General features: G+C 72.9%; 19 protein-coding genes. 6 read left to right on the top strand and 13 right to left on the bottom strand.

Annotated elements, in window-relative coordinates; translation table 11 throughout:
• Positions 1 to 64 precede the first annotated feature (64 nt).
• Both AB0J64_RS30720 and AB0J64_RS30715 read right to left on the bottom strand, forming a co-directional pair.
• Positions 65 to 1,375 (bottom strand): erythromycin esterase family protein, encoded by a 1,311-nt coding sequence (locus AB0J64_RS30720; RefSeq protein ID WP_364034330.1) that lies wholly within the window; start codon positions 1,373 to 1,375, stop codon positions 65 to 67.
• Positions 1,372 to 2,517: an acetate/propionate family kinase gene (locus AB0J64_RS30715; protein WP_364034327.1), complete on the bottom strand. Its 1,146-nt coding sequence runs from the start codon at positions 2,515 to 2,517 to the stop codon at positions 1,372 to 1,374. The genes AB0J64_RS30720 and AB0J64_RS30715 overlap by 4 nt, the downstream gene beginning before the upstream one ends.
• 108 nt (positions 2,518 to 2,625) lie before the next feature.
• Here AB0J64_RS30715 and AB0J64_RS30710 point away from each other — a divergent pair, with 108 nt between their 5' ends.
• From AB0J64_RS30710 to AB0J64_RS30695, 4 genes are read left to right on the top strand one after another with little or no spacing between them, the layout of a single operon-like run.
• Positions 2,626 to 3,114 carry a 2Fe-2S iron-sulfur cluster-binding protein gene (locus AB0J64_RS30710; protein ID WP_364034324.1) on the top strand — a complete coding sequence of 163 codons (489 nt, stop codon included), beginning with the start codon at positions 2,626 to 2,628 and terminating at the stop codon, positions 3,112 to 3,114.
• On the top strand, positions 3,111 to 4,079 hold the full coding sequence (locus tag AB0J64_RS30705) for a xanthine dehydrogenase family protein subunit M (protein WP_364034321.1): 969 nt from the start codon (positions 3,111 to 3,113) through the stop codon (positions 4,077 to 4,079). Before AB0J64_RS30710 ends, AB0J64_RS30705 begins: the two co-directional genes overlap by 4 nt.
• Complete coding sequence (locus tag AB0J64_RS30700; protein WP_364034318.1) at positions 4,076 to 6,106, top strand: xanthine dehydrogenase family protein molybdopterin-binding subunit; 2,031 nt, start codon at positions 4,076 to 4,078, stop codon at positions 6,104 to 6,106. Before AB0J64_RS30705 ends, AB0J64_RS30700 begins: the two co-directional genes overlap by 4 nt.
• Before the next feature lie 50 nt (positions 6,107 to 6,156).
• Positions 6,157 to 6,663 carry a DUF6328 family protein gene (locus AB0J64_RS30695; RefSeq protein WP_364034315.1) on the top strand — a complete coding sequence of 169 codons (507 nt, stop codon included), beginning with the start codon at positions 6,157 to 6,159 and terminating at the stop codon, positions 6,661 to 6,663.
• Here AB0J64_RS30695 and mnhG read toward each other — a convergent pair.
• From mnhG to AB0J64_RS30650, 9 genes are all read right to left on the bottom strand, one after another.
• Positions 6,612 to 6,929, bottom strand: a complete 318-nt coding sequence (gene mnhG, locus AB0J64_RS30690; RefSeq protein ID WP_364034312.1) for a monovalent cation/H(+) antiporter subunit G — start codon at positions 6,927 to 6,929, stop codon at positions 6,612 to 6,614. The two genes, AB0J64_RS30695 and mnhG, sit on opposite strands and share 52 nt — an antisense overlap.
• A gap of 24 nt (positions 6,930 to 6,953) precedes the next feature.
• Entirely contained in the window at positions 6,954 to 7,214 is a 261-nt protein-coding gene (locus tag AB0J64_RS30685) for a monovalent cation/H+ antiporter complex subunit F (protein ID WP_344984464.1), read from the bottom strand.
• A 32-nt stretch (positions 7,215 to 7,246) separates the two neighbouring features.
• A complete protein-coding gene (locus AB0J64_RS30680; RefSeq protein WP_364034457.1) occupies positions 7,247 to 7,747 on the bottom strand; it encodes a Na+/H+ antiporter subunit E in 501 nt (166 codons plus the stop codon).
• Positions 7,747 to 9,297: a Na+/H+ antiporter subunit D gene (locus AB0J64_RS30675; RefSeq protein ID WP_364034454.1), complete on the bottom strand. Its 1,551-nt coding sequence runs from the start codon at positions 9,295 to 9,297 to the stop codon at positions 7,747 to 7,749. Before AB0J64_RS30675 ends, AB0J64_RS30680 begins: the two co-directional genes overlap by 1 nt.
• 83 nt (positions 9,298 to 9,380) lie before the next feature.
• The gene (locus AB0J64_RS30670; protein ID WP_364034309.1) at positions 9,381 to 10,190 is read right to left on the bottom strand and encodes a Na(+)/H(+) antiporter subunit C; all 810 of its coding nucleotides are present in this window, start codon (positions 10,188 to 10,190) and stop codon (positions 9,381 to 9,383) included.
• On the bottom strand, positions 10,187 to 12,940 hold the full coding sequence (locus tag AB0J64_RS30665) for a Na+/H+ antiporter subunit A (RefSeq protein WP_364034306.1): 2,754 nt from the start codon (positions 12,938 to 12,940) through the stop codon (positions 10,187 to 10,189). The genes AB0J64_RS30670 and AB0J64_RS30665 overlap by 4 nt, the downstream gene beginning before the upstream one ends.
• A gap of 135 nt (positions 12,941 to 13,075) precedes the next feature.
• Positions 13,076 to 14,482 carry an alpha/beta hydrolase gene (locus AB0J64_RS30660; RefSeq protein WP_364034303.1) on the bottom strand — a complete coding sequence of 469 codons (1,407 nt, stop codon included), beginning with the start codon at positions 14,480 to 14,482 and terminating at the stop codon, positions 13,076 to 13,078.
• Between the two features lie 54 nt (positions 14,483 to 14,536).
• The gene (locus AB0J64_RS30655; RefSeq protein WP_364034300.1) at positions 14,537 to 17,461 is read right to left on the bottom strand and encodes an FAD-linked oxidase C-terminal domain-containing protein; all 2,925 of its coding nucleotides are present in this window, start codon (positions 17,459 to 17,461) and stop codon (positions 14,537 to 14,539) included.
• Positions 17,462 to 17,509: 48 nt separating this feature from the next.
• Complete coding sequence (locus AB0J64_RS30650; protein WP_364034297.1) at positions 17,510 to 18,727, bottom strand: MFS transporter; 1,218 nt, start codon at positions 18,725 to 18,727, stop codon at positions 17,510 to 17,512.
• 64 nt (positions 18,728 to 18,791) lie between these two features.
• Here AB0J64_RS30650 and AB0J64_RS30645 point away from each other — a divergent pair, with 64 nt between their 5' ends.
• Positions 18,792 to 19,763, top strand: coding sequence for a helix-turn-helix domain-containing protein (locus tag AB0J64_RS30645; protein ID WP_364034294.1), 972 nt, complete (start codon positions 18,792 to 18,794; stop codon positions 19,761 to 19,763).
• A gap of 22 nt (positions 19,764 to 19,785) precedes the next feature.
• Positions 19,786 to 20,328 (top strand): RNA 2'-phosphotransferase, encoded by a 543-nt coding sequence (locus AB0J64_RS30640; RefSeq protein ID WP_364034291.1) that lies wholly within the window; start codon positions 19,786 to 19,788, stop codon positions 20,326 to 20,328.
• On the opposite strand, the gene AB0J64_RS30635 is transcribed toward AB0J64_RS30640, so the two are convergent.
• Complete coding sequence (locus AB0J64_RS30635; RefSeq protein WP_364034288.1) at positions 20,307 to 20,873, bottom strand: NADAR family protein; 567 nt, start codon at positions 20,871 to 20,873, stop codon at positions 20,307 to 20,309. The two genes, AB0J64_RS30640 and AB0J64_RS30635, sit on opposite strands and share 22 nt — an antisense overlap.
• Before the next feature lie 18 nt (positions 20,874 to 20,891).
• Positions 20,892 to 21,167, bottom strand: coding sequence for a hypothetical protein (locus AB0J64_RS30630; RefSeq protein ID WP_364034286.1), 276 nt, complete (start codon positions 21,165 to 21,167; stop codon positions 20,892 to 20,894).
• Positions 21,168 to 21,293: the final 126 nt, after the last annotated feature.

Below are 21,293 nucleotides of genomic sequence, written 5' to 3'. Positions count from 1 at the left end.
CGAGAGATCCAACCACCCGCCACCGACAATCGGTCACATGGCGGTCGGATATGTGCGGGCCCCGCTACATGCGGTGGGCCGCTGGACGCGCCCCACCATAGGTCTCCGGCTCGGCGTCGTGCCACGGCTCGCCGTGCAGGGGGTGCAGCGCCTTGGTCGCGTCCAGCCAGATGAACGCGTCGTAGCGGCGCCCCATGACCGTGGGCACGTAGTTGCCCCAGCGCTCCCGCTCCGGGTGGTACACGACGCCGATCGCCCGGTGCCCCATCGGCTCGTCGTAGAAGGCCGCCCTGGAGCCCGCCCTGGAGTCCTCGGGCGGGACCACGAACAGCGCCTCCTGCCCGGCGACGGCCTCGTGCAGCAGCGCCTCCAGGGACGCGGGCCGCGCCGGCGGCACCCGCATGACGTGGTGCTGGGCGCCCCACCGTTCGGCTGCCACCACGGACCCGTGATGGCTGCCGAACCCCACCAGCACGGCGTCCTCGCCGTGCCGCTCCCGGGCGAGCTGCCCGAGGGTGGTCATGCCGGCGGCGGCCATGTCGGTGGCGCGGGCGTCGCCGATGTGCGTGTTGTGCGCCCACACCACGCCCTTGGCCCCCGAAGAACCGGCGCCGTGGAAGTCCGCGAGCCGGTCCATGGTGTCGGTCATGTGGACGTCCCTGATGTTCCAGGACTCGGGGCCGCCTCCCACCATGGCCCGGTAGTAGCGCTCGGCCCCGGCCACGGTCTCGGCGTTCTGCAGGGCGCTGAATCCCCCCTCGTCCTCCGGAGCCGCGCGGATCACGGACTTGAGCAGGTTCACCACCTCGTCCTCGCAGGTCTCCGGGACCAGGCGGGTGGCCAGGCCGTACTGCTGCGGGTCGTGGCCGTAGGCCTCGAAGCAGTAGAGCGCCCCCATGATCGAGTCCATCTCGTCCGGCAGGTGGGCGGCGGCGTAGCGGCGCACGGAGCGCAGCGACTCCCACAGGCTGTAGACGTCCAGTCCGTGGAAGCCGCAGCGCTGGTCCGGCGGGAAGCCGGCGTTCCAGCGCCGCAGCCACCGGCAGAACTCCACGACCTCGTGGTTGGCCCACATGAACGTGGGCCAGCGCTGGAACGTGTAGAGCGCCTCGAAGGGATCGGTGTCGCCGGTCACGGCCCGGTGCACCCGTTCGCAGTCGGGCCAGTCGCCCTCGACCCCGACGAAACCGAATCCCTTCTCGGCGATCAGGCGGCGGGTCAGTTCCGCCCGCCAGGCGTAGAAGTCGTGCGTGCCGTGGCTGGCCTCGCCGATCAGCACGAATCTGGCCTCGCCCACGCGCTCCAGCAGCGGGTCGAGGTCCCCCGGGCCGGTCAGCGGCAGGGCCGACCGGCGTACCTCGTCGAGAACCGTCATTCGTCCTCCTCCGCGAGCATCCGCAGGCATTCGCGGGCCAGCTGCAGCTCCTCCCGGACCTGGACCACCATGACGGGGACGGCCGCGCCGTACGCGCTGACCGGGCCGTCGTCGTGGCGGTTGCCCATGACAGGAGGCTCGATGCCGAGCAGGCCCAGCCGGCCGCAGACGGCCTCGCGTACTTCTGGCTGGTCCCAGCCGATCTCCCCCGTGAAGACCAGCGCGTCGATCCGCCCCAGCGAGGTGGCCGCGGCGGCGATCTCCCTGCTCACCCGGTGGCTGAACACGCCCAGAGCCAGCTCCGCCGCCGCGTTGCCCTCCCGCGCGGCCGCCACCAGCTCGCGCGTGTCCCCGGACAGGTTCCCCGACAGCCCGAGCAGGCCGGAGTGCCGCTCCAGCCCCTCGCCCAGCTCCTCCAGCGTGAGATGGCCGCAGGACAGCAGCCACAGCAGCATCCCGGGGTCCACGCTGCCCGAGCGCTTGCTCATGGGCAGCCCGTCCAGCGGCGTGAAGCCCATGGACGTGTCCAGGCTGCGCCCGCCCGACACCGCGCTCACCGAGCACCCGCCGCCCAGGTGCGTCAGCACCAGGTCCAGCTCGGTCAGCGGCTTGCCGAGCAGCTCGGCCGTCCGGTCGGCCGCCCACGCGTACGACAGGCCGTGGAAGCCGTAGCGGCGCAGGCCGAAGCGCTCCCGCCACGACAGCGGCAGGGCGTAGAGCGCGGCCTCCTCCGGCAGCCCCGCGTGGAAAGCGGTGTCCGGGCAGAGCACGTGCGGCACGGCGGGCAGCTCCTCGCGAGCCGCCTCCAGCAGGGCCAGCGCCGGCGGCAGGTGCAGCGGCGCCAGGCTCGTCAGGCCGCGCAGCGCCGCGGCCGTCTCGTCGTCGGCCACCACCGGAGCGCGTACGAGATCGCCGCCGTGCACCAGGCGGTGCGCCACGGCACGGATGTCGCGGCCGAAATGCCCGCCGAGGAACGCCGCCAGCTCCTCCCTGGCCGAGCCGGGGTCGATGGCGCGCTCGGCATGCGCGCTGTCCAGCACGCACCCGCCCTCCACAAGATCCAGTCGAAGGCTCGACGAGCCGGCGTTGACGGTGAGCACCGCCGCCGACTCCGTCACTTGCTCGTCGATCGCCCGGCTCATCCCGCTCGGCTACCCGCCGACACAGCCACAAAACCGGACGAAACTCTGGGGCTCCCGCTTTACCGCGCTCAGGGGTTGCCTCGTCTGGACCTCGGGTAGTCGTGCGCCATGGACATCACCCTGATGGTGAACGGCGTGTCCCGCGCCGTGACAGTGGACCCCCGGATGTCGCTGCTCGACCTGCTGCGCGAGCGGCTGGGGCTGATCGGCGCGAAGAAGGGCTGCGACCACGGCCAGTGCGGGGCCTGCACGGTACTGATCGACGGGCGGCGGGCCAACTCCTGCCTGGCCCTGGCCGTCGCGATGGACGGCTCGGAGATCACCACCGTCGAGGGGCTGGGCCACGAGGACGAGCTGCATCCCCTGCAGACGGCGTTCATGGAGCACGACGCGTTCCAGTGCGGCTACTGCACGCCCGGCCAGCTCTGCTCGGCGGCCGGGATGCTGGGCGAGCCGGGCCCGAGCGCGATCACCGACGACCTTCTCACCGACCCCGGCCTGACCCCGGAGGAGATCCGCGAACGGATGAGCGGCAACCTGTGCCGGTGCGGCGCGTACGTCAACATCGTCAGCGCGATCGCCGAGGTCGCGCCGTGAAGACCTTCGAGTACGCCCGCGCGGAGAGCCCTTCTGACGCAGTGAGCAGGTTCGGGCCCGGCGCCATGTACCTGGGCGGCGGCACCAACCTGGTGGACCTCATGCGGCTGGGAGTGGCCCGGCCCGACCACCTGGTGGACGTCAGCCGGCTGCCGCTCGACGCGATCGAGGAGGCCGGCGACCGGGTCCGCGTCGGCGCCGCCGTACGCAACAGCGATCTGGCGACCGATCCCCTGGTGCGCTCCCGCTACCCCATGCTGGCGCGGGCGGTGCTGAGCGGCGCGTCCGGCCAGGTGCGCAACATGGCGACGGTCGCCGGCAACCTGCTGCAACGCACCCGCTGCCCGTACTTCCAGGACGTGACCAGGCCCTGCAACAAGCGCGAGCCCGGCTCCGGCTGCCCGGCCATCGAGGGCGACCACACGAACCTGGCCATCCTCGGCACCTCGCACGCCTGCGTGGCCACCCACCCGTCCGACATGGCGGTCGCGCTGGCCGCGCTGGGGGCCGAGGTGCACGTCACCGGCCCGGGCGGTGACCGGATCGTCCCGATTCCCGGGCTGCACCGGCTGCCGGGCGACGCGCCCGAGCGGGACACCGTGCTGGAGCCGGGCGACCTGATCACCGCCGTGGAGCTGCCCGCGCCGCCGCCGGGCGCCTCGCTCTACCGCAAGGTACGCGAGCGGGCCTCGTTCGCGTTCGCGCTCGTGTCCATCGCGGCCGTGCTCGACGTACGCGACGGCGTGGTCGCCGGCTGCCGCATCGCGCTCGGCGGCGTGGCCCACGCGCCCTGGCGGGCCGAGCGTGCCGAACAGGTGCTGATCGGCGGCCCCGCGACGGGAGAGGCGTTCCTCACCGCCGCCGAGGCGGAGCTGGAGCAGGCCCGGCCGCTGCCGCGCAACGCCTTCAAGCTGCCGCTGGCCCGCAATCTGATCGTCCGCACGCTCGAGGAGCTGGCATCGTGAACCGCGTCGAGGGCCGCGTCAAGGTCACCGGGCTGGCCACGTACGCGGCCGAATACCCGGCCGAGGGCGTCACCTACGCCTATCCCGTGCAGTCACGGATCGCCAAGGGCCGCATCAAGCGGATCGACGGCGGCGAGGCGCTCGCCATGCCCGGCGTGCTGGCCGTGCTGTCCAGCGAGGACCCGCCCCGGCTCGGCGAGAAGGCCCAGGGCGAGCTGGCGCTGTTCCAGAGCCGCGACGTCGCCTACCGGGGCCAGATCGTGGCCGCCGCGGTGGCCGACACGTACGAGAACGCCCGCGCCGCCGCGGACGCGATCGTCGTCGAGTACGAGCAGGACCTCCACGACGTGACCCTGCGCGCCGACCACCCCAACCTCTACCAGCCGGAGCGGGTCAACCCCGACTACCCGTGCGACACCGTGAAGGGCGACGTCGAGGCCGGGCTCGACGCGGCCGAGACCGGCATCGACGTGACCTACACGACGCCCGTCCAGCACAACAACCCGATGGAGCCGCACGCCGCCCTGGCGCTGTGGGACACCGAGGACAGGCTGCTGGTGTACGACACCGTGCAGGGCACGTCCGCGAGCCGCGATCTCATCGCGAAGACGCTGGGCCTGCCCAGGGAGCAGGTCCGCGTGGTGTCCAGGCACGTCGGCGGCGGGTTCGGCTCGAAGGGCACGGCCAGGGCGCAGGCCGTGCTGGCCGCCCTGGCCGCCAAGGCCGTCGGCCGCCCGGTCAAGGCCGTGCTGACCAGGCAGCAGATGTTCGACGTGACCGGCTACCGTACGCCGACGATCCAGCGGCTGCGGCTCGGCGCCGACGCGGAGGGCCGGCTGACGGCACTGGAGCACGTGGCGTACGAGCAGAGCTCGACGCTGGTGGAGTTCGCCGAGCAGACCGCGACCCCGAGCCGCGTCATGTACGCCACGCCCGCGCTGCGCACCGCGCACCGGCTCGTCCGGCTGGACGTCGCCACCCCGTCGTGGATGCGCGCCCCGGGCGAGTGCCCCGGCATGTACGCGCTGGAGTCCGCCATGGACGAGCTGGCCTACGCCGCCGGCATCGACCCGATCGAGCTGCGCGTGATCAACGATCCGGAGGTGGAGCCGGAGAGCGGCCTGCCGTTCAGCTCCCGCAATCTGGTGGCCTGCCTGCGTGAGGGGGCGCACCGCTTCCACTGGGACCGGCGCGACCCCGAGCCCGCGCGCCTGCGGGACGGCGAGTGGCTGATCGGCACCGGCGTGGCCGCCTCCACCTACCCGTCCAGGCGCCGGCCGTCCAAGGCCGTCGTCACCATGCGGGAGGGCGACTTCCTGGTCCAGATCGCCGCCGCCGACATCGGGACCGGCGCGCGTACCGCGCTGACCAGGATCGCGGCGGAGGCGCTGGGCGTCGCGCCCGACCGGGTCCACGTCGAGCTGGGCGACAGCGACCTGCCGGACGCGCCGCTCGCCGGCGGCTCCATGGGCACGGCCTCGTGGGGGTCGGCGATCGTACGCGCCTGCGAGGGGCTCAAGGTGAACGGCGCGGTGGGCCACGCCGACACCACCGAGGAGGTCAAGCGGGACGCGGAGCTGGCCAGGCACGCCTTCGGCGCCCAGTTCGCCGAGGTGCGGGTGAACTCCGTGACCGGCGAGCTACGCGTCTCGCGCCTGCTCGGCGTGTTCGCCGCGGGGCACATCGTGGACGCCACGCTGGCCAGGTCGCAGTTCGTCGGGGGCATGACGATGGGCATGGGGATGGCGCTGATGGAGGAGACGTTCACCGACGAGGAGTTCGGCGGCTTCCTCCGGCGCGACCTGGCCCAGTACCACGTGCCGGCCTGCGCGGATGTGCCGGACATCGAGGCGGTCTGGCTGGAGGAGGAGGACGGCGAGCTCAACCCCATGGGCATCAAGGGCATCGGCGAGATCGGCATCGTCGGCACGGCGGCCGCCATCGGGAACGCCGTGTACCACGCCACCGGCCACCGCGTGCGCGACCTCCCGATCACCCCGCCCAAGATTATCGACCTGATGTTTTAGCCCGCTTTGCCAAGGAAGGAGGATTCCTCGTTCCAAAGGCGGGAGGCGGCGTGAAGAACGAGTCGGACCAGGAGCGGGCGGACCGGAACTTCGTGGAGCTCCTGCAGGGCGCGCGCGTGGCGGTGACCGGAGTGCAGGTGCTGTTCGCGTTCCTGCTGACCGTGCCCTTCTCGCCCGGCTTCGTCAAGCTGGACCTGGCCGACCGGTGGCTGTTCTACGTGGCGCTGGTCAGCGCCGCCGTCGCGTCGATCTGCTACATCGCGCCGACCGCGCAGCACCGCGTGCTGTTCCGGCAGGGGCGCAAGGAGATCCTGGTACGGCGCTCCAACTTCTACGGCATCGTGGGCGCGCTCGCCCTGGCGATCTCCATGGCCACGGCCACCCTGCTCGTGATCGACTACCTGTTCGGCTCCGTCCTGGCCTGGACCACCGGGGGGATCCTGGCGGCGCTGGCCCTGTGGACCTGGTTCGGCCAGGCGGCGCTCAGCCGGCCGGACGGCAAGGATCAGTCCTCGGGCGGGAGCTCGGTGTCGTCATCCGCGCGCTCGCGCGAGTAGGCCGCCCGCGCCACCATGTACGCCGCCACCGACACGGTGATCACCTGCGAGACGCCCGCCAGCAGCAGCGGCCCCGCGTTCGCCCAGGTGGGCCGGTGCAGCCACATGGCCAGCAGCACCAGGAGCACGCCGAGCACCTGCGGTTTCGTGCCGGCGTGCATGCGGTTCAAAGTGGTCCGGAAGCGGACGAGCCCCACCCCGGCCGACAGCGCCAGCGCCGCGCCCAGCAGCAGGCAGGCCGCCGCCGCCACGTCGAGCGCGCTCACCGCGCCTGCCTCATCGTGGCCTCCTCATCGTGACCGGCCCGAGAAGAACCTGGCCAGCACCACGGACCCGACGAACCCCAGCAGCGACAGCACCAGCAGGACCGGCAGGTCCGAATAGTCGTCCATGACCACGGCGAACGCGCCGACGACGCACATCGACAGCGAGGTCAGCACGTCGAGCGCCACCGACCGGTCCAGCATCGTCGGCCCGCGCCCCAACCGGTAGAGCGTCGCGAGCGCCGCGCACCCGAGCAGCCCGAGCGTCACCAGATAGACCGTCGTCATGGCACCTCCTGCCTGTCCCGCGTGCGCCGCCGTCATGGAAGCTCCTGCCTGTCCCGCGAGGTGCCGAAGGCCGCCACGACGCGCGACTCCAGCCGGGCCACGTCCGCCCGGACGGCCTCGGTGACGTCGCCCGGGCGTCCCAGCACGTGCAGGACCAGCTCACGCTCCTCGGGGTAGGCCTCCACCACGAGGCTGCCCGGCACGGTCGTCAGCGCGACCATGATCAGCACGGTCATGGCCTCGGACGACGTGCGCAGCCGTACCCGGACGATCTGGGTGGGCGGCGCGCCTGGCCGCACCGCCCAGAGCACCACGCGCGCGGTCGAGACCGCCAGGTCCCGGCCGAACCAGAGCAGGAAGCCCGCCAGCGCCACCGGGTGGATCCTGATGCCCGGGTCGAGGACGGGCAGCGGCAGCAGCGACGTCACCACCAGCCCGGCCACCAGCCCGCCGAGCACGTTGCCGGCCGTCAGGTCGCCCCACAGCGTCACCCACACCACCGCCAGCCAGGCGACCAGCGCCAGCCGGGGCATCACCGCCTGCTCCCGAGCACCGCCGCGATGTACGGCTCCCGGGCCGACAGCTCGACGGCCGCCCGGTGCGCCAGCGCCGACAGCGGCCCGGCCAGCACGGTGAACGACAGCCCCATCGCGACCAGGGCCGCCACCGCCCCCGACAGGGCCACCGGGAGTACGGCCGTCGTGACGGTCGGCTCCTCGCCGGTGTACTCCTCGCTCTCCAGGACCGCGCCCGCCCGCACGGCCCGCGGGGCGCCCCAGAACGCCTTGCCCCACGTCTTGGCGACGGCGTACAGGGTGAGCAGGCTCGTCATCAGGCCCGCCACCACGAACGCGACGGGCAGGGGTCCGCCGTGGGACAGGCTCGCCTGCACCAACAGCAGCTTGCCGAGGAAGCCCGACATCGGCGGGATGCCCGACAGGTTCATGGCGGGCACGAAGAACAGCACGGCGAGCAGCGGCGCGGTCCTCATCAGGCCGCCCATCCTGGACACCGACGTGGTGCCGGTGCGCAGCTCGACCAGCCCGGTCACCAGGAACAGGCTCGTCTGCACGGTGATGTGGTGGAGCATGTAGAAGATCGCCCCCGCCAGCCCGGCCACCGTGGACAGGCCCACGCCGAACACCATGTACCCGAGGTGGCTGACCAGGGTGAACGAGAGCATGCGCTTGAGATCGGTCTGCGCGACCGCGCCCAGCACGCCCGCCAGCATCGTGGCCAGCGCCACCCACATGAGCAGGGTGGACACCGGCCCGCCGGGGAAGAGCAGCGCCTCGAGCCGGATGATCGAGTAGACGCCCACCTTGGTGAGCAGCCCGGCGAACACGGCCGTGGCCGGGGCGGGCGCGGTGGGATAGGAGTCGGGCAGCCAGGCCGACACGGGGAAGATCGCCGCCTTGATCGCGAAGGCCAGCAGCAGTGTCAGCTCTACCAGCATCTCCACCTGGTCGGGCAGCCTGGCGAACCGCTCGGCGAGCTGCGCCAGCGACAGGGTGCCGGTGGCGGCGTAGGTGATGGCCAGCGCGATCAGGAACAGCATCGACGAGGCCAGGGCCATCAGCGTGTACGTGGCGCCCGCCCGGATCCTCGGCTCCGTGCCGCCGAACGTGAGGAGCACGTACGAGCCGCTCAGCAGCAGCTCGAACGCCACGAACAGGTTGAACAGGTCACCCGACAGGAACGCGTCCGCCACCCCCGCCACCATGACCAGGAAGGCCGGGTGGAAGATCGCCATGGGGGCGTCGTGCTCCTGCGCGGCGTAGGCGTTGGCGACCGAGTAGACCATGACGCAGAACGTCACCGCCGACGACACCAGCAGCACCAGCGCGGACAGCCGGTCGGCCACCAGGGAGATGCCGATCGGCGCCGGCCACCCGCCCAGGTCGGTGACCAGCGGGCCACGCGCCTCGGCCGCCCTCAGCAGCACCACCGACACGGCGACCGAGACGGCCAGGGTGGCCAGGCTGATGAGCGACTGCACCCGGCGCAGGCGGCCGCCGATCGCCAGTTTCACCCCTGCGGCGAGCAGCGGCAGGAGGACGGGCAGGCACACGAGGCGCTCGATCACCCGCACTCCCACCCCACCGGCGCGGGTCGCGGTCCTTCGGAGGGCGGGCAGGGGGCGGCGGGGCCTGGAGGGCGCATGGGTCAGTCCTCGCCTTCCAGTTCGGGATCCTGGGCGAGGGCCTGGCGCTCCCGCTCCTCCCTGATGGCCGCGCGCATCTGCCGGCGCGCCTCCCGCTGCCGCGCCTTGAGCCGGCGCCGCAGCGCCCGTTCCCTGGCCGCCTGCTCCTGCCGCCCCCGCGCGTACTGCTCCCGGAGCTCGTCGATGCGCTCGAGGTTGTCCATGGCGAGCGTGTCGTCCCGGAGCCCGGCCTCCTCGAAGCGCCGGTGCATGTCCTCCTCCGACAGCCCTTCCTCCCGGCTGGCCCGCATCCACTGCTCGAGCTCGGTGTGCACCCTGGAGATGCGCCGCTCCAGGTCGGCCTCCTGCAGCCGCTCCCGTTCCGCCTGCTCGGCCTCCATCCGGGCCAGCTCGGCCCGCTGCTCGGCGACCAGCCGCCGGTAGGCGTTCTGCCGGGCGCGTACGGCCTCGCTCAGCTCGCCCCGGCGGGCGCGCAGGCGCACGCGCCGGTCCTCGGTGTCGTCCTGGACCTCGTCGCTCCCGCACAGCTGCCACGACCGGTGCACCAGGGCCAGCAGGAACGCGGTCACACCCAGGGTGATCACGATGGCGGTCAGCACCATGGCCTGCGGCAGCGGGTCGGCGATCCCTTGGGCGCCCACGAAGGGCGGGGCGCCCGCGTCGCCGCCGGCGGTGACGATCAGCAGGTTCACGCCGTTGCCCAGGACGATGACGCCGGCCAGCACGCGTACCAGGCTCCGCTCCAGCAGCAGCGTGACCCCGGTGGCGATCATCGCGCCGCAGGCCAGGAACGGCAGCAGGGTGACGGTCACGCGCTCTCCTCGGCGTCGATCTGCCGATCGAGTTCGGCGCCGAGGGCGCGCAGGATGTCCTGGACCATGCCGACGACGGACACGTACACGCCGAGGTCGAACAGCAGCCCCGTGCCCACGTGCAGGTGGCCTGCCAGGGGGACGGTCACGTCGGTGGCGAGCAGGTCCAGCGCCGCCCGCCCGAACAGCAGCCCGGCCAGCGCCGTGCCCGTCGACAGCGTGAGCCCGGCGCCCATGAGGACGCCCGCGTGCATCGGGACGGCGGCGGCGAGCTCGTTCCGCCCGCCCGCCAGGTAGCGCACGGTGATCGCCATCCCGGCCACGATGCCGCCGGCGAACCCGCCACCGACCGCGCTGTGCCCGATGAACAGCAGGAACACCGAGAGCACCAGCACGGTGCGGAACGTCAGCCTGGCCACCACCTCGAACGCCAGCGCCCGCTGCCCGCGCGGGAGGGCGGCAGCCAGCCAGCGGGTGCGGTCGGCGGCCGCGTGCGGGCCCGGCTCGATGTGGTACGACGTGCGCCGCAGGAACACCAGGCTCGTCACGCCCAGCGTCAGCACGACGAGCACCGTGCTCTCGCCCATGGTGTCCCAGGCGCGGATGTCGACGATGAGGGCGCTGACGATGTTCCTGGCCCCGGCCTGCTCGGCCGCCGCCCCCATGAGCGCGCCGACCGGCTGGGCGGTCCGCGCGCCCATCGCCAGCATGCCCGCGCCCGTGACCACCACGGCCACGGCCAGCCCGAGCCCTGTCCTGAACCAGAACGGCAGCCGCCCCCTGACCGGTCCGATCGGCAGCCGCCGCAGCACCAGCGCGAACACGACGAGGCTCACCGTCTCGGCCAGAAACTGGGTGAGCGCCAGGTCGGGCGAGCCGTGGACGAGGAAGAGCAGCGCCGTGCCGTACCCGGTGATCCCGACGACGACGCCCAGGAGTATGTAGGCGCGGGCGAACAGCGCCAGCGCGGCCGACGCCACGATGAGGACGGCGACGAGGGGTTGCTCGGGACGCTGCCAGGCGACGACGGGCACGTCGAGGCGGGGCGGGCCGCCGGACGCGAGGGAGAACACGCCGACGCCGATCGCGGCGAACAGGGTGAGCATGAGGTAGTCGGGCACGGATCCGCGCTGGACGAGGCCGGTGAGCTGGATGGCGAAGCGGTCGAGCCGCCGTACCGCCGACCAGAAGACCTGGCCGGAGTCGAGCACGTGCAGCGCCGCTCCCGCCCTGGCCACGGGCTCCCTGGCCAGGAAGAGCGCCACCCCGGCCGCCAGTGACACGGCCGACAGCAGGAGCGGCAGGGAGAAGCCTCCCCACAGCACCACATGGGTCTCCTGCCCCTTGTCGCGAAAAGTCGCGATATATCCGGACAGGGCGTGGCCGTACCAGGACGCGAACGGTGCCAGCACCAGCCCGAGCACCGACAGCAGCGCCGCGGGCCCGAACATGGCCGCGGGCACACGAGGCGCCGAACGGGGGGTCTCCCGCGCCGCCACCCCCGGCTTGTCGCAGAACGCCCCCCACAGGAACCGCAGCGTGTACGCCGCCGTCAACGCCGACCCGGCCACCACGCCCGCCAGCACGAACGGCGTACCCAGGAGCGTCTCCAGCGCGGCCTCCTTGCCGGCGAACCCCACCAGCGGCGGCAGCCCCGCCATCGACGCCCCGGCCAGCACCGCGACCGCGCACACCCACGGCATCGACCGGCCGCCCCCGCTGAGCTCGCGCAGGTCGCGGGTGCCCGCCTGGTGATCGACGATGCCCACCACCAGGAACAGGGCGGCCTTGAACAGCGCGTGCGCCAGGAGCATGGCGGCGCCGGCCAGCGCCGCGCCGCCGTTCCCCGAGCCGAACAGCACCGTGAGGAGGCCGAGCTGGCCGACCGTGCCGTAGGCGAGCAGCCGCTTGAGGTCCGTCTCGCGCAGCGCCCGCCACCCGCCCAGCAGCATCGTGACCACGCCGAGCGGCACGGCCACCTCGCGCCACGGAGCCGCATCCCCGAGCGCGGGGCCGAGCCTGGCCAGCAGGTACACGCCCGCCTTCACCATGGCGGCCGCGTGCAGGTACGCGGAGACGGGGGTGGGGGCGGCCATGGCGGCCGGCAGCCACGTGCTGAACGGGAAGATCGCCGACTTCGACAGCGCCCCGGCCAGGATGAGCACCACGGCGGCGGGGCCCACGTGCGGCGGATGGGCGAGGATGTCCGAGATGCGGTACGTGCCCGCCGCCTGGCCGAGCAGGACGAACCCGGCCAGCATGGCGAGACCGCCGATCGTGGTGATCCACAGCGCCTTCATCGCGGCCCGCCTGCTCGGCCTGCTCTCGGGGTCGTACCCGATGAGCAGGTAGGAACAGAGGGTGGTCAGCTCCCAGAAGACGTACAGCAGGAGCAAGTTGTCGGCGGCCACCAGCCCCAGCATCGAGCCGGCGAAGCCCGACATGAAGACGCCGTAGCGCCCGAGCCCGTCGTCGCCCCGCGGGAAGTAGCGGGCGCTGTAGATCATGATCAGCGCGCCCACGCCGGTGACCAGCGACATCATGAGCACGGCGAGCGCGTCGACGCGGAAGGCCAGCTCCAGCCCGAGCGGGGGCGCCCACGTCCGGCTCTCCCGCGCGGGCAGCCGCCCCAGCGCCGTGGCGAGGAAGGCCGCGGCGGGAGGGAGCGCGAGCACGGCCAGGGACGCGCGCCTGACCAGCCAGGGAGCGCACACCGCCGCCACCGCGTGCAGGATCAGCAGCGACTCCATGGGCTCCTCGGGCGGGCATTTCCGGCTACGTCCGCCAATCTCTCCCGTCGGGGCCCCGCTGAGGTGCAGGCACAGCCAGGGTTGACCCGAACGACACCAGTCCCACACCGTGGTGTGGGACTGGTGTCGTCGTCTTCAGGCCTTGGCTGAGCAGGCGCCGGGGCGCGGCGCGGCGGCCGTGATCAGGTACCGGTCGATCTGCCGCTCCACGCAGGTCGAGCCGCCGCGGTACGCGGTGTGGCCGTCGGCGTCGTTGGTGAGCAGCACGCCGTTCGACAGCTGGGCGGCCAGCTGCTGGGCCAGCTTGTACGGCGTGGCGGGGTCGCGGGTGGTGCCCACCACCAGGATCGGCGGCGACCCGGCGGCCCGCACCTTCTTGGCGAACCGGGTGCCCTTGACCGGCCAGTACGGGCAGCGCGACTCGGGATGGTCGACACAGCTGATGGCCATTTGCGCCTCGAACGAGTTGTCGTAGGTGCCGTCGGACCGTCGGCCGTTGTAGTCGTCGGCGAGCAGCAGCAGGTACGTGCCGTCGCCCTTGAACGCCGCCGTCAGCGCCTTGCGCAGCATGGGCCAGCTCGCCGTGGAGTACAGCGAGGCCATCACACCGGTCCTCGCGACGGCCTCGCTGACCTGCCGGCCGTCGTACGTGTTGCGCAGCGGCGCCCGGTCGGCCCGCTTGTACAGCGCCTCGAGCTTCTTCAACGCCGCGCCGATCGAGTGCTGCCGGAACGGGCAGCCCTTGGTCTTGAAGCAGTCGCGCAGGAACGACTCCGTCGCCACCCGGAAGCCCAGGGCCTGCGACTGGGCGAACTCGGGGCCCGCCTGGCTCGGGTTCTCCGCGCCGTCGAGCACCATGGCACGGATCCTCGTGGGGAACAGGTCGGCGTACCTGGCGCCCAGGTAGGTGCCGTACGACCAGCCGAGATACGTCAGCCGGGTCTCTCCGAGCGCGGCCCGCATCACGTCCATGTCCCGGGCGGCCTCGCCGGTGCCGACGTGCGCGAGGAGCTGCTTGCCCGAGGCGGCCTTGCAGTCGTCGGCGAAGGCCTTGGCCCACTGCTTGGCCTGCTTGACCTCGGTGCCGTCGTCGGGCGTCGGGTCGGTGGAGAAGTACGCGTCCAGCCCGAGGGGGGTCAGGCAGCGTACGGGAGCCGACCCGCCGACGCCGCGGGGGTCGAAGCTGACCACGTCGAACCGCTGCCGGACGGCGGCGGAGACGGCCGCCTTGCTCGCTTTCAACGAGTCGACGCCGGATACTCCGGGGCCGCCGAAGTTGAGCACGATCGAGCCGATCTTTTTACCGGTGGCCGGCAGCCGGACCAGGCTGATCTTAATCTGCCTGCCGCCGGGCTGCGAATAGTCGAGTGGCACTCGTAATTTGCCGCATTGGTATCCGTTGCCGCAGGAGGACCAGGCCACTCGCTGCGCGTAATACGCCTCGAGCCTGCCCGGACCCGCGGCCCGGGCCGTGCCGGAGAAACCGGCGGCGGCGACCAGGACCGCGATGACGGGCGAAATGATTTTGATTAGACGTCGCATGATTGAAATGTGAACGGAATTCCTTGCGACGCCCTTTAAAAGCGCTGGCATAGATCACTTGCAAGCATCGTGGAGTGCGGCGGAGAGGAGCTCGGCCAAATGGCGGGCCTGGCGGCCGGTCCGGGCGGCGGCGATCTGGGTGCGGCAGGAGAAGCCGTCGGCCAGGATCGCCTGATCCGGGCCCGCGGACCGGACGGCGGGCCAGACGGACTCCTCAGCGCAGGCCACCGAGACGTCGTAGTGCGAGCGCTCGAAGCCGAAGTTTCCGGCCAGTCCGCAGCAGCCCGCGTTCAGCACCTCCGTGCGGATCCCGAAGCGGTCGAGGACCGCGCGGTCGGCGTCGTACCCCATGATGGCGCTCTGATGGCAGTGCACCTGGGCCACTGCCTCCCCGCCTGCGGAGTCCGGGCGCCAGTCGGGCGCCCGCGACTCGAGCAGCTCCGCCAGCGTCAGCGTCCGCTCCGAGACGAGCCGCGTGTCCGGCGTGTTCAGCAGCTCCGGTCCGTCGGCGCGGAACACGGCGGTGCAGCTGGGCTCCAGACCGACCACCGGCACCCCCGACTCGGCCCACGGCCGCAGCGCGCGCACGCTGCGGGCGAGCACCCGGCGGGCGGTCGCGAGCTGTCCCGTGGAGATCCACGTCAGCCCGCAGCACAGCGGCACCGGCGGCACGTGCACCTCGAACCCGGCCGCCTCCAGCACGCCCACCGCCGCTTGCCCGATGTGCGGGTCGAAGTTGTTGGTGAACGTGTCGGCCCACAGCACGACCTTCCCCCGCGTCCCCGCCCGCGGCGTGCCGCGCCGCTTGAACCAGTCGGTGAACCGCTCACTGGCGAAGCGGGGCAGCTCCCGCTCCCCCGCGATCCCCCCGAGCGCCTTCACCAGCCGCGACAGCCCCGGCGCGTGCGTCAAGGCGTTGACCGTGCGGGGCGCGACGGAGGCGAGCGCGGCCCACCTCGGCAGCCAGCCCAGGGAGTAGTGCTCGCGCGGCCGCAGCCGGTGCCGGTAGTGCTGGGCGAGGAACTCGGCCTTGTACGTGGCCATGTCCACGTTCACCGGGCATTCGGACCTGCAGCCCTTGCAGGCCAGGCAGAGGTCGAGCGCGTCGCGCACCTCCTTCGACCGCCAGCCGTCCGTGATCAGCCCGCCCCGTACCATCTCGCCCAGCAGGCGGGCCCGCCCGCGGGTGGAGTGCTCCTCCTCGCGCGTCACCCGGTAGCTGGGGCACATCACCCCGCCCTCGAAGGTGTGCTGGCGGCACTTGCCGATGCCGACGCACCGGGTGGCGGCATGCCCGAAGCGGCCGTGGTCCTGCGGGTAGTCGAAGAACTTGTGCCGGGGTTCGAGCGGGTAGAAGTGCCGCTGGGCGAGGTCCTGGTCGAGGCGGTGCGGGTGGACGACCTTACCGGGGTTCATCCGGTTGCGAGGATCGAAGACGGCCTTGAGCCGGCCGAACGCCGCCACCACCTCGTCGCCGAACATGCGGGGCAGCAGCTCGGCCAGCGCCTGCCCGTCGCCGTGCTCCCCGGACAGCGAGCCGCCGTAGGAGGCCACCAGGTCGGCCGCCTCCTGCGCGAACGCCCGGTATCGGGCGATCCCGTCGTCGGTGTGCAGGTCGAGCGGGAGCCTGCCGTGCACGCACCCTTGCCCGAAGTGCCCGTAGAGCGCCGAGTCCTGGTAGCCGTGGCCGCGCAGCAGCCGGGCGTAGTCACGCAGGTACTCGCCCAGCCGCTCGGGCGGCACGGCCGCGTCCGACCAGCCCTCGTACGTCTGCCGCCCCGTCGGCGGGTAGGCCTCCACGCCCAGCCCGGACTCGCGCCACCGCCACAGCCGGTCCTCCCTGGCCGGGTCGCCGAGGAAGGTGTGCGTCGCGTGCTCCCCGACGTCGCGCATCAGCTCCTCGGCCCGCTCGCGCGCCTGGTCCGGCGTGTCGCCGCCGAACTGCACCAGCAGCCACCCCGCCCCCTCCGGCAGGTCCTGGAGCGCGGGATCCCCGGGGTGCTCCTGCCGGGCGAGCCGGTACATGTTCTCGTCCATGGCCTCCAACGCGATCGGCCGGTGCCGGGCGACGGCCGGGACGGCGTCCGCGGCGGCGAAGATGTCCTCGAACCCGAGCACCGCCAGCGCCCGCGCGGCCGGCTTGGGCACCACGGCCAGCTCGGCGCGGAGCACGGTCGCCAGCGTGCCCTCGCTGCCGACGAGGGCGCGGGCCACGTTGAAGCCGTTCTCGGGCAGGAGCTCGTCCAGGTTGTAGCCCGAGACGCGCCGCTCCAGCTTGGGGAAGCGGAGGCGCACCAGCTCCATGGTGTCGTCGCGCAGCTCGCGGAGCTGCCGGTAGATCTCGGCCGGCCGGCCGCCCCCGGCCTGGATCCTGGCGTACTCGGCGTCGTCCGTCGGCCCGACCCAGGTGCGGACGCCGTCGTAGGTGAGGATCTCCAGGCGCAGCACCGACTCCGCCATCTTCCCGTACGCCTGCGCGGACGCCCCGCACGAGTCGTTGCCGATCATGCCGCCGATCGTGCAGTTCGGATGGCTGGACGGCCTCGGGCCGACCATGAGCCCGTACGGCGCCAGCTCGTGGTCGACCGCGTCCAGCACCGCCCCGGCCTGCACCGTGACCTTCCTGGCCGCGGCGTCCACGGACTCCACCGTGCCGCAGTACTTGGACCAGTCGATCACCACGGCCACGTTGCAGCACTGCCCGGCCAGGCTGGTGCCGCCGCCCCGCGACAGCACCGGCACGTCGCGGGCCCGGCACGCGGCCACCGCCGCCACCCCGGCGTCGAGCGTGTAGGGCACCACCACGCCGATGGGGACCTGCCGGTAGTTGGAGGCGTCCCGGGCGTAGGCGGCGCGGCTGCCGGTGTCGAACCGCACCTCGCCGTCCACGGTCTCCTCCAGCCGCCGGCGCAGCGGCTCGACCTCGATCTCGCGCGGCCGGGACGGGTGCGCGGCAGGTGCTCTGACCAGGCTGTCCATGGCTGGCCCGTACCCGCGGAAGCGGCCTCTAGACGCCGAGCAGATCGGTCAGGCCGTCGGCCTTCCGCGGGTCGTGCCCGAAGGTGCCGGTGACCGACCGGTTACGGCACCCGGGGACGGCTCGGGGCGTACCGGGAGGAACACGGTGACGGCGACGGAGGCCGCGGCGAGGACGGCCATCGCCGCCGCGGGCGAGGTCCGCTGCGCGAGCAGGCCGGCGAGGACCGCGGCGACGCCCTGCATGGCCATCATGCCGGAGGAGTGCAGGCCGAGCGCGTGCCCGCTCAGCTCGTCCGGGGTCAGCTCCATGAGGCGGTGCTGGAGCAGCAGGCTCGCCGCGTACCCGACGGAGGCGAGCGTGACGGCCGCCGCCGTCACCGGGGTCGCGGGGCCCACGATGAAGATCAGGTACGGAGCCGCGAGCAGCAGGTGCAGCGGGGTGACGAGCCGGGTCCGCCCCGCCGGAGGGATGAACCGCCCGGCCAGTACGTCGCCGGCCAGCATGCCGGCCGCCGCGCAGGCGAACAGGAGGCCGGCGTGCTGGGGAGCGTACGGGACGAACAGCGACTCGCAGCCGACGACCAGCCCGTTCGGCACCCAGAGGGCGACGTAGACGCGGCGGCGCGGTGCGGACGACCACAGCAGGACGTTGCTCCGCCAGGTCTCGGCGGCCGAGGGCCGTCCCTCCGCGCGGGGCGGGTGTTTCTTCAGCCCGGCCACGGCGACGGCCGCCACCAGGTACAGGGCGGCGCCGGCCAGCAGCGTGCCGCGCGGCGACAGGGTGGAGACCAGCACGCCGCCGATGGCGAAGCCGCCGATCTGCATGGCTCCGGAGGCCATGTTGAGCGCGGAGCGGCCCAGCAGATACCCGCCGGAGGCGAGGATCTCGTTGAGCAGGCCGTAACGGACGCCGCCACCCAGCGACGCGAGCAGGCCCTCCGCCAGCAGGATCACGAGCATCGCCCACACCGGCAGGCCGGGGATCGCCAGCGCGGCCGTGCTCAGCGCGAGGACCAGCCCCAGCCCGGCCAGCGCGGCGCGCGGGGGTAACCGGTCGGCGGCCGACAGGAGCGTCGCCGCCCCGGCCACCTGGGCCAGCGCGGGGCCGAACATCGCCAGCCCCGACAGCAGCGGATTTCCGGTGGCGGCGTAGACGAGCGTGCCGAGAGCGAGCCCGCTGACCGTCTGGGCCGCCACCTGGGCCGCGGAGGAGACGAAGAGGGGTGTGAACTCCGGAGCGCCGAACAACTCGCGGTAAGTGCGCATGATCCTGGAGTCTCGATGGCGGCGGGGCGAGGCGCATAATGTTTCGCGGGGAGGCGAAACATCGTTGGGGTTCTGGCGGATCAGCGCGGACACGCTGGCGAACGGACGCTTCGTCGTCTCGCCGCTGGCGGAGGCCATCGCGGCCCTGAAGACGCTGGAGCTGAGCACGGCCGCGCATCCGGGCGAGCGGGTGTGGCTCGACGCCCACCTGCCGGCCTACCGGGCGCGGCTGGCGGACGACCCGATCACGGCGCTGCTCGTACGGGCCGCGCTGGGGCGTACGTGGAACGCCGACTTCCTCACTCCCACGCCCACCGGCGATGACACCTCCTTCGAGGAGGAGCTGGCGAGCATCCGGGAGACACCGCCCGCCCAGGCCCGCGAGAACCTGACCGAGTCGCTCGGCGGCCCGCTCCCGCCCGCCCTGCACCGCTCCGACCTGCCGGAGCGCCTCGCCGCCCACGTGGAGTGGGTGTGGCGGGAGTCCGTGCTGCCCTACTGGCCGAGGCGCCGCCGCGTCCTCGAGGCGGACGTCGTCGCCCGTACGGCGCGGCTGAGCCGGGGCGGCTGGGCCGCCGCCCTGGACGGCCTGCGCCCGGGGATGCGCTGGCTCGGGGACGGGCGGCTGCGCATCAACGCCTTCGACTACCCGCCGCGGGACCTCACGGGCGCCCGGCTGATGTTCGTCCCGGTCACGCCCCGCCAGGCCTGGGCCACGTGGGACGACTCGGACCGCTCCGCGGTGGTCTACCCGTGCTCGGGCACGCTCGCCGACACCCCGGCGGAGCCGCCGGAGGCGCTGGGCCGCCTGATGGGCCATGCCCGGGCCGGTGTCCTGGTGCTGCTGGACTCCCCGAAGAGCACGACCCAGCTCGTGGCCCTCACCGGCCAGGGCCTGGGCTCGGTGGGACGCCACCTGAAGGTCCTGCTGGACGCGCGCCTCGTGGGCCGCAGGCGCTCGGGCCGCTCGGTGCTCTACTACCGCACGGAGACCGGCGACGTCCTGGTCCGCGCCCACACGGCGGAAACCGGTTGACGGGGCCGCGATGATGGCGGTGATGAACGAACGGCGCATGGTGCGCATTTCCAAATACCTGTCCCGGCACCTGCGGCACGATCCGCAGCGGATCGGACTGACACTGGACGCCCACGGATGGGTGCCGGTGGACACGCTGCTGCGGGCCGCCGCCGAGCACGGGTTCCCGATCACGGCCGCGGAGCTGTGGGAGGTCGTCCAGTCCAACGACAAGCGGCGCTACACCCTCGACAACGGCCGGATCCGGGCGAACCAGGGGCACACGGTGCCGGTGGACCTCGACCTCCCCGCCGTGCAGCCGCCCGAGGTGCTGTTCCACGGCACGGTGGCCCGGGTCGTCGGGGCGATCAGAGCCGAGGGCCTGCGGCCGATGAACCGGCACCACGTGCACCTGTCGGCCGACCGTCAGACCGCGACGCGCGTGGGGGCGCGGCGCGGCATCCCTGTGGTGCTGACGGTGGCGGCCGGCGCCATGCACGCCGACGGGCACGTCTTCCACGTCAGCGCCAACGGCGTGTGGCTGACCGGCCACGTGCCGCCCGGCTACCTGGGGTTCCCCTCCTGACGCCGGGCGAGGAGGGTGTCGCGGGCGGCCATCAGGGCGAAGCCGAGCAGGTTGGCGCCCCGCCACGTGGCTGGCGAGGCGGCGCGCGAGTCGGACGCCGCCAGGCCGATGCCCCACACCCGGTCCACGGGGCTCGCCTCCACCAGGACCCGGTCCGACGTCGCGAGCAGGAACTCCGCCAGCTCCTCGTGCGCCCCGAACTTGGCGACGCTCCCGCGTACGACGATGTCGAAGCGGCGCGCCTCCCACGTCGCCTCGTCGAAGCCCCGCACCGTCCGCCCGAGTGACTTCGCCTCGTTCGGGTGGCCGGCCGTGAGGATCTTGTCCGCGCTCTCCCCGTCCCCGAACAGCCACGCCTTGTGCGCCATCATGTAGTGCTCGGCCGAGGCGTACGTGTGGCCGTCCTCGGTGAAGCTGACCGGCCACCACTGGCTGAGGCACCCGGCGCCGACGCCGCCGTCGCCGGCAGGCTGATGGCCCCAGAAGTACAGGTATTTGAGGCGCCAGCCGGCCTCCTCGGCGGCGACGGCCTCGTCAACGGTCATGGGGAGCACCCCCACACCCTATGACGCGGCCCTCCCGAGGCGCTCGGAGATTTCCCGCAGCACCGGCAACAGCTCCGGCGGGTCGAGGACCTCGAAGTCGAAGCCCTTGACCGCCACGTGGACCGCCAGCTCGTCCAGCGAGTTGGACCCGGCCAGGAACAGGCACGTCCCCGCGTCCACCGCCTCCAGCCGTCCCGCTCCCGGCGACGTCCGGGGCGCGACCTCCTCCAGGGGCGCGTGGAACAGGATGCGGGCCTGGTAACGGTAGGGCGCGGAGGTGATGGCGCGCGACACGTACGACGCCGCGTCCTCCTGCGGCAGCGGACGCGAAGCACTGCGCGTCGCCCGCGAGGACGGTGGGCAGTCCCGTCAGCCTCCGCACCTCCTCGCGCAGGGGGAACCCGCGCCAACTGGGCATGT

This window comes from Nonomuraea sp. NPDC049695, from assembly GCF_040674955.1.
Classification (GTDB): Bacteria; Actinomycetota; Actinomycetes; order Streptosporangiales; family Streptosporangiaceae; genus Nonomuraea; species Nonomuraea helvata.
Note: the sequence above shows the minus strand (reverse complement) of the source record. Positions and strands in the feature narration are given on the sequence as shown.